Genomic DNA, 6,694 nt, shown 5'->3' with positions numbered 1-6,694 from the left:
CTTGGCGGCTGCGTGGAGCGCGTTCCGGGCTGACCGGTCCCCGGCGGACCACCCTCCCGTGGGCCTTCTGGGGCTTAACCAAGCCTCACGCCGCGTACTCCTCTACGCCCGAACGTGAACGTGGTCGTTTACGTGGTCGTGGTCGTGGTCGTTTACGGCTTATCGTTGACGACCACGATCACGACCACGTAAGCGTTCGCGTTCACGTTGGTGACCGATGGTGGGGTGAGGGGGCGGGCGCGGTGCCCTGAGCGTGACCGAACGAGCTTGGTTAACGCCTATGCGCCGGGGGCTTTCGGTTCGGCACGACGGCTCCGCTGAAGGCTTCGCCTTTGCAGCGAGCTCGTGCTGGCCGCCGTCAGATCGGCGCCGTTGAGGCAGCGCTCGAGGCGGCGCCGAGGGCGGGAGCGTGCCGTCACGGCGTCCGGACGGGAGGTGCCGTCAGGGCGGCGAGACGCTCAGTGCGGGCGCTCGGTAGCTCGCCTCGGGCCGTAGCTGCGCAGGAGGATGAGCCCTGCAAGGACGGTCAGGGCGGCGATCTGGAGAGCGAACGGGATCTTTTGCACCCATTCCTCCTCGTCGATCCCGATCGTGGCGAGGAAGACGCCGAGCAGGCCGCCCATGGCTTCGCCGGCGCGGCTCAGAGACGTCGCTGGGCCGCTTGCGACCGCCTCGTGCGAGAGCGCGTGCAAGAGGAGGCCCGCGACCGCGGAGAGCAACCAGGGCTCGATCACCTCGAGGTGCTCCAGGTCGACAAGCCGCGTCGCGAAGGCGCCAACCACCGTGGCGAGCGCAATGCCCGCGAGCGCAGCGCTCATGGCGCGCTTGCCGCCGGTATCGGCTTTCACCTCGAGGACCTGAATGGCCACCACCATCGCGAGCGGCACCGTGTGCGCGGCGATCACGAGCACGACAGGGAGCGAGAGCTGTCCAACCCGTGAGAGCGACGCCACCGCCGCGCCCTCGCCGAACTGATGCACGAGCACCGCGGCGTACCCCATCGCGAGCGCCGTCGTCGGCGTCCGGTGAGCCCCAGCGTCCCCGAGCACGAGGCGCTCCAGCACCGCCGGCGCCACGAAGCCAGACGCCGCCGCGAGCAGCGCGAGCCAGCCGATCTCGCCGATCGCCTCCGGGAGCAGGTGAAGCAGCGCGATCGACGCCGCTCCGACGAGGGCGAACGTCCGCAACGCAGACATCGCGCCCTCGCTCCGATGACGGAACACCGCCGCAATGCCGCCCAGCATGACGGCCAACGCGAGGAGCGAGACGCCGAACGCCAGCGACACAGGCGCCCTCCTAGCACGGATCCGGGACGAACCGGTGATGAGCCGAACGCTATGTAGGGTGCGCTACGAACGCGGGTGGTTGTGCCGTTCCGTGCGGAGGATCAGGTCGCCCACGAGGGCAGTCCAGCCGGTCTGGTGCGAGGCGCCGAGCCCTGCGCCGGTGTCGCCGTGGAAGTACTCGAAGAAAAACAGGCGATCTCGGAACCGAGGATCACGCTGGAAGAGGGGGTGCTCGCCGTAGACAGGGCGGCGGCCCTCGCGGTCGCGCTCGAAGATCGCGATCAGCCGGCGCGCGATCTCGTGCGCTCCGTCGCGGAGCGTGCGAGGGCCGTGGCCGCCGAGCGAGGGGATCGTGAGCACGTCGCCGAAGCCGTGGTCGAGACGGAGGAGCGAGCGGTAGAGCAGGTAGCCGAGCGGGAACCAGATCGGGCCGCGCCAGTTGGAGTTGCCGCCCTTCATGCGCGTGATCGACTCGCCCGGCTCGTAGCCGACCGTGTACTGCGCGTCGCAGGGCTCGAGCCCGAGCGAGACGGGCGCGGCCGCGTGCTCCTTGGAGAGCGAGCGCGGGCCGAACGGCGAGAGGAACTTGTCCTCGTCGAACAGGTGCGTGAGCACCCGCTCGAGGCGCCCCGGCGGCACCGCGGAGAGCACCTGGCGGCCGTCTGGACGTACGGTGATCGCCTCGGCCAGCGCGGGGTTCTTGCGGAGGAACCACTCGGTCCGGCGCCGGAAGTTCGCGAGCTTGCCGTAGATCTCCGGGGTGATCACGTGCACCGCGCAGAGCGGGATGAGGCCGACGGCCGAGCGGATCTTCACGTGCCGCGGCTTCCCTCCGGCGATGAGGATGTCGAAGTAGAAGCCGTCCTCCTCGGACCAGAGCGGCAGCCGGCCGTCCGCCGTGTGGTGGAGCGCGTGCGCGATCCGCAAGAAGTGCTCGAAGAACTTGCTGGCGAGATCCTCGTACGCGGAGTTGTCGAGCGCGAGCTCCAGGGCGATGCGCATGAGGTCGAGGCAGTACATCGCCATCCACGCCGTGGCGTCCGCCTGCTCCAGGCGCATCCCGGGCGCGAGCCGCTCGCTGCGATCGAAGAGCGAGATGTTGTCGAGGCCGAGGAACCCGCCCTCGAAGACGTTGTGCCCCTCGGCGTCGCGCTTGTTGACCCACCAGGCGAAGTTGATGAGGAGCTTGTGGAACACCCGCTCCAGGAACACCCGATCGCCCTCGCCCCGCTGCTTCCGCTCGATCTTGTAGATCTGGTAGGTCGCCCAGGCATGCACCGGAGGGTTCAGATCCGAGAACTCCCACTCGTAGGCAGGCAGCTGCCCGTTCGGGTGCTGGTACCACTCCTTGACCATCATCTTCAGCTGGGCCTTCGCGAGATCGATGTCGAGCGAGGCCAGCGCGACCGCGTGGAAGGCGAGATCCCACGCCGCGAACCAGGGGTACTCCCACGCGTCGGGCATGGAGACGACATCGGCGACGGAGACGTGCCGCCAGTGGGCATTTCGGCCGCTCAGCCGCTCGGGCGGCGGCGCGTGCGCGTCGCCGCGGAGCCAGGTGTCGACGTCGTAGTGGTAGAACTGCATCGTCCAGAACAGCCCCGCCGCCGCCTGACGCTGGATGGCGCGGCGATCGTCGGACAGGGCAGGGCCCTGGACGGCGAGATAGTACTCGTCCGCTTCTCTGCGCCGCGCCTCCAGGAGCTCGTCCGCGCCGTCGAAGGGGCACTCCACCGGCTCGGGCGCGAGCCGGAGCAGGATCCGCCGGCTCCCGCCGGCCGGCACCTCGAAGCGATGCCAGCTCGCGGCCTTCGTGCCGCGGCGCTCGGCGTTCACCCGCGCCTCGTCGCCGTGGACGACCCGGTGATGGAACGCGTCCTTGACGTACGGTGTCCGCGAAGGGGCGCCATAGAGCCGCTCGCGGTTCGTCTCGTTGTTGGTGAAGAGCAGCTCCGGGCTGCCCTCGATGTACAGGTGATGCGCGCCGTGCTCGGGGTGCGCCGCGCGCAGCATCACATGACCGGCGTCGGTCTCCATGGCCCGGATCTCCGGGACGGGACCCGGAGGCTCGGTCCAGGACCATGTGTTGCGGAACCAGAGGTGCGGGAGCACGTGGATCGGCGCGGCTTCCGGGCCGCGGTTCACCACGGTGATGACCATCAGGATGTCGCTCGGGCTCCGCTTCGCGTACTCGACGACGACGTCGAAGTAACGATCTCCGTCGAAGGCGCCGAGATCGGGGAGATCTGCCTCGCCCTCCGAGAGGCCGCGGTCGCGCGCGGCGGCGACGAGCGCCTCGTAGGGGAACGGCCGCTGCGGGTACCGGTAGAGGTAGCGCAGGTAGCTGGAGGTCGGCGTCGCGTCTTCGTAGTAGTAGATCTCCTTGACGTCCTCGCCGTGGTTGCCTTCCGGCCCTGTCAGGCCGAAGGCACGCTCCTTCAGGATCGGATCCCGCTCGTTCCAGACGGCGACGGCGAGACACAAGATCTGGTGTCGGTCACAGATGCCGCCCAGCCCGTCCTCGTTCCAGCGATAGGCGCGGCTCCGGGCATGGTCGTGAGGGAAGTGCGCCCACGCGTCCCCGTTCGCGCTGTAGTCCTCGCGCACCGTCCCCCAGGCCCGCTCGGAGAGGTAGGGGCCCCAGTGCTTCCAGCGCAGGAGGCGCTCGCGCTCTTCCTCGAGGCGGCGGTGCTCGGCGGTCGGCGCAGCGCGGACGGTCCTCGTCATGCGCGCCACGCTAGGCGACTCCGACGGAGGCGTCGAGCCCGCGGCCGGCGCGCGACGACCTGGAGCGGGCGCTACTCGGTGCGCTTGATGATGTGGAAGCCGAACGGCGTCTCGATGATCTCGCTCACCTCGCCGATCTTCAAGGCGAAGGCGGCGTCGGAGAAGCCCTTCACCATCATGCCGCGCTCGAACACCCCGAGATCCCCGCCGCGCTCGGCGGCGCCCGGCTCGTCGCTGTACTCCGCGACCGCCTCCTCGAAGCTCACCCCGCCGCGGATCTTGACGAGCGCTTCCTGCGCTCGCGCGCGGGCCTCGGCGCGCGTGCGGCGGAGGCCCTCGGGCTTGCTCTTCGAGCCCTCGTGCATGACGAGGAGATGCCGCGCGCCGATCTCCTTGGGCTGACTGGCGATCACCGCGCGCTCCCGCTCGATCGCGGCGTCCTCCTCGGCAGCCCGGATCGGCGCGGAGACCGCGAGGCCGCCGCCGACCCAGGACGGCGAGGTGGCGAGCGCCCCGCAGGCGGTCGCGCAGAGGAGCGCGAGGGGCGAGCACGCCGAGAGCGCGTGAAACAGCACGGCGCGGAGATGAGGGCTACGCATCGGCGCGGAGACTGCCGCGGGAAGAGTGCGCCCGCAACCCTCCCGTCCGCGCGCGCCGCTCAGCGGAGGACCATCACCGGGACGAAGGCCCACCCGCCAGCGGCCACGCTCACCCGGGCGCGCCTCGACTCGCCGCGGACGCCGACGACCACGTCATGCGTGCCCGCGCGGACGCGGGTCCGCGCGATCGCGACGCGCGCGGGGAGCGTCGACCATCCGCGCGTGTCCGGCGTGTCGAGCGCGGTCAGCGTCGCGCTCGTCAGCAGGCCGACGAGCAGGCCCAGCGGCCCGGAGTCCTCGGCTGCCGCCTCGGTGGCGCCCTGCGCGGCCTCGCCGGCCGCGATGCGGGCGACGGTCCTCGTGATGGCCGACAGGATGACGGTCCCCTCGCTCTTCTTCCAGGCCGCGCGCACCTGCGCCTCGACGTCGAGCGCCTGCTCCATCGGCTGGGAGCGCCCGTCGAGCTTCAGCGTCGGAATCGAATAGCCGCCCTTGCCCCGGGCGAGCGTCGGGTAGTTGACCCAGGTCACGAGCCCCTTCGCCGCGAGCTCGCTCGCCCGCGCGCGATCCGCCGGGCTGATGTCGTTGGCCACGAGCGTGAGCGCGAGGCCGATCGGAAGGCGCTGCGGCACCTTCTGCGGGACGCGCCCGAACCCGACGACGACGATGAGCTCGGCCTCGCCGGTCTCGTCGAGGGGCGGCGGCGGGGCCTCGCCTTCGATCAACGCGGCGATGCGGGGCGACCTGGGCTCGCCGCGCGTGAGCGCGCGGAGCGGGCGGCGGAGCGACGGATACGACCCGTGGCGGAGGGCGTCGTCGTAATGGAGGAGCGCCTCGTCGGCCTGGCCGCTCTTCTCGAAGGCGAGGCCCGCGAGGTAGCTGCCGAGGCCGAGGAGCGCCGTCTCGTCCTCGTGATCGCGCAGGTATCTCTGCATGATCGCGAGGCGGCGAGCCTCGACCCTGGCCCCGCTGAGGTCGCGCTGGGCCAGGTAGTTCATCATGTTGATGGTGTTGATGAGCAGCTTCTCGTAGGCAGGCGCCTTGTACGGGCCCACGTCGTCCGAGAAGAGGTACTTGCCGAGATCGTGGGCGGCCCCGCGGGACATGTCGAGCAGGTCGATCGACTTGTCCGCGGCCCCGAGATCGCGCGCGGACAGCCGGTAGCTGTCCATGCTGAGGAGGATGTTGCCGCGGTCGAGCAGGAGGAGCGCGTTGTCGCCCCGGAGCGCCGGGAGCTGAGCCGCGGTCTCGACCTCGAGCTGCTCGTTCAGCGCGGCCACCGCCTCGGCGGGAGCGCCGCGATCGAGCGCCTGGAGCGCGGTGCGCACGCGATCTTCATGTCCGCCGCAGGCGGCCTGCCAGAGGCCGAGGAGCAGCGCGAGAGGAGCCAGGGCCGCACGCTTGCGCCCCGCGAGGCTCGCGTGCCGCCGGCGCATCACTCCTGGATGAGCGCCTTGGTGAAGGCCGCCCTGTTCTGCCAGGCCACCGCGCTCGTGGCGACCTCGATGAGCTGCATGAACATGAAGTACTGGACGCGGCGCTCGTCCTCGGTGCGCTCATCGGCGGTGAAGACCTTGCCGGTGAGGTAGTACTTCGCGCCGAGCTGGCGGTTGTACTCGGCGATGTGGTTCGGATCGAACCCGCCGCCGTGCTGCTTCTCGACCTCCGCGACCATCTGCTGCTGGCGCTCGACGCTCACCACGGTGACGAGGCTCGCCTGGGACAGGTACGTCTCGATATCGGACAGGAGCGCCTGAAGCTGGCTGTCGATGTGCTCGCTCGTCTGGTTCGACAGCGGATAGATGGCGAGCGTGGGCCGCGAGCCATCGTGCGCCCACGCCTTGGCCACCGGAGAGGCCATCAGCGACGTCAGGTTCTCGTGGAGGAGCTGCTCGATGTCGCGCCTGTCGATTCCCGTGCTCATCGCGGCGTCGTCGAGCCCCTCGACCTGATTGCCGCGCACGTAGGTGGGGCCGCAGCCGATGGGAAGCGAGGCGAGCGCGAGCGCCGCGAGCAGCGCGGCCGGACGGATGCTGGGCGAAATGGGCATGGACACTCCGCAGGGCAGGACGCCGGCATCCT

General features: G+C 70.4%; 5 protein-coding genes. All 5 read right to left on the bottom strand.

Annotated features, from left to right (window positions below; translation table 11 throughout):
• Window positions 1-458: 458 nt before the first annotated feature.
• A complete protein-coding gene (locus WME95_RS40340) occupies window positions 459-1,286 on the bottom strand; it encodes a hypothetical protein (RefSeq protein ID WP_437904587.1) in 828 nt (275 codons plus the stop codon).
• 63 nt (window positions 1,287-1,349) lie between these two features.
• Window positions 1,350-4,013 (bottom strand): MGH1-like glycoside hydrolase domain-containing protein, encoded by a 2,664-nt coding sequence (locus tag WME95_RS40335; RefSeq protein ID WP_437904586.1) that lies wholly within the window; start codon window positions 4,011-4,013, stop codon window positions 1,350-1,352.
• A 71-nt stretch (window positions 4,014-4,084) separates the two neighbouring features.
• On the bottom strand, window positions 4,085-4,612 hold the full coding sequence (locus WME95_RS40330) for a peptidylprolyl isomerase (protein ID WP_437545392.1): 528 nt from the start codon (window positions 4,610-4,612) through the stop codon (window positions 4,085-4,087).
• 59 nt (window positions 4,613-4,671) lie between these two features.
• On the bottom strand, window positions 4,672-6,048 hold the full coding sequence (locus WME95_RS40325) for a hypothetical protein (protein ID WP_437904585.1): 1,377 nt from the start codon (window positions 6,046-6,048) through the stop codon (window positions 4,672-4,674).
• The gene (locus WME95_RS40320; protein ID WP_437904584.1) at window positions 6,048-6,662 is read right to left on the bottom strand and encodes a penicillin-binding protein activator LpoB; all 615 of its coding nucleotides are present in this window, start codon (window positions 6,660-6,662) and stop codon (window positions 6,048-6,050) included. The genes WME95_RS40325 and WME95_RS40320 overlap by 1 nt, the downstream gene beginning before the upstream one ends.
• Window positions 6,663-6,694 lie beyond the last annotated feature (32 nt).

This window comes from Sorangium sp. So ce327 (assembly GCF_051530205.1).
Taxonomy (GTDB): domain Bacteria; phylum Myxococcota_A; class Polyangia; order Polyangiales; family Polyangiaceae; genus Sorangium; species Sorangium cellulosum_B.
The sequence above is the reverse complement of the archived record's forward strand: the minus strand, read 5'-3'. Positions and strand labels throughout refer to the sequence as shown.

What these genes read in the sequence shown, in the direction of transcription:
- WME95_RS40335 (WP_437904586.1), bottom strand. Translation starts at nt 4,013, where the DNA reads ATGACGAGGACCGTCCGCGCTGCGCCGACCGCCGAGCACCGCCGCCTC.
- WME95_RS40330 (WP_437545392.1), bottom strand. Translation starts at nt 4,612, where the DNA reads ATGCGTAGCCCTCATCTCCGCGCCGTGCTGTTTCACGCGCTCTCGGCG.
- WME95_RS40325 (WP_437904585.1), bottom strand. Translation starts at nt 6,048, where the DNA reads ATGCGCCGGCGGCACGCGAGCCTCGCGGGGCGCAAGCGTGCGGCCCTG.
- WME95_RS40320 (WP_437904584.1), bottom strand. Translation starts at nt 6,662, where the DNA reads ATGCCCATTTCGCCCAGCATCCGTCCGGCCGCGCTGCTCGCGGCGCTC.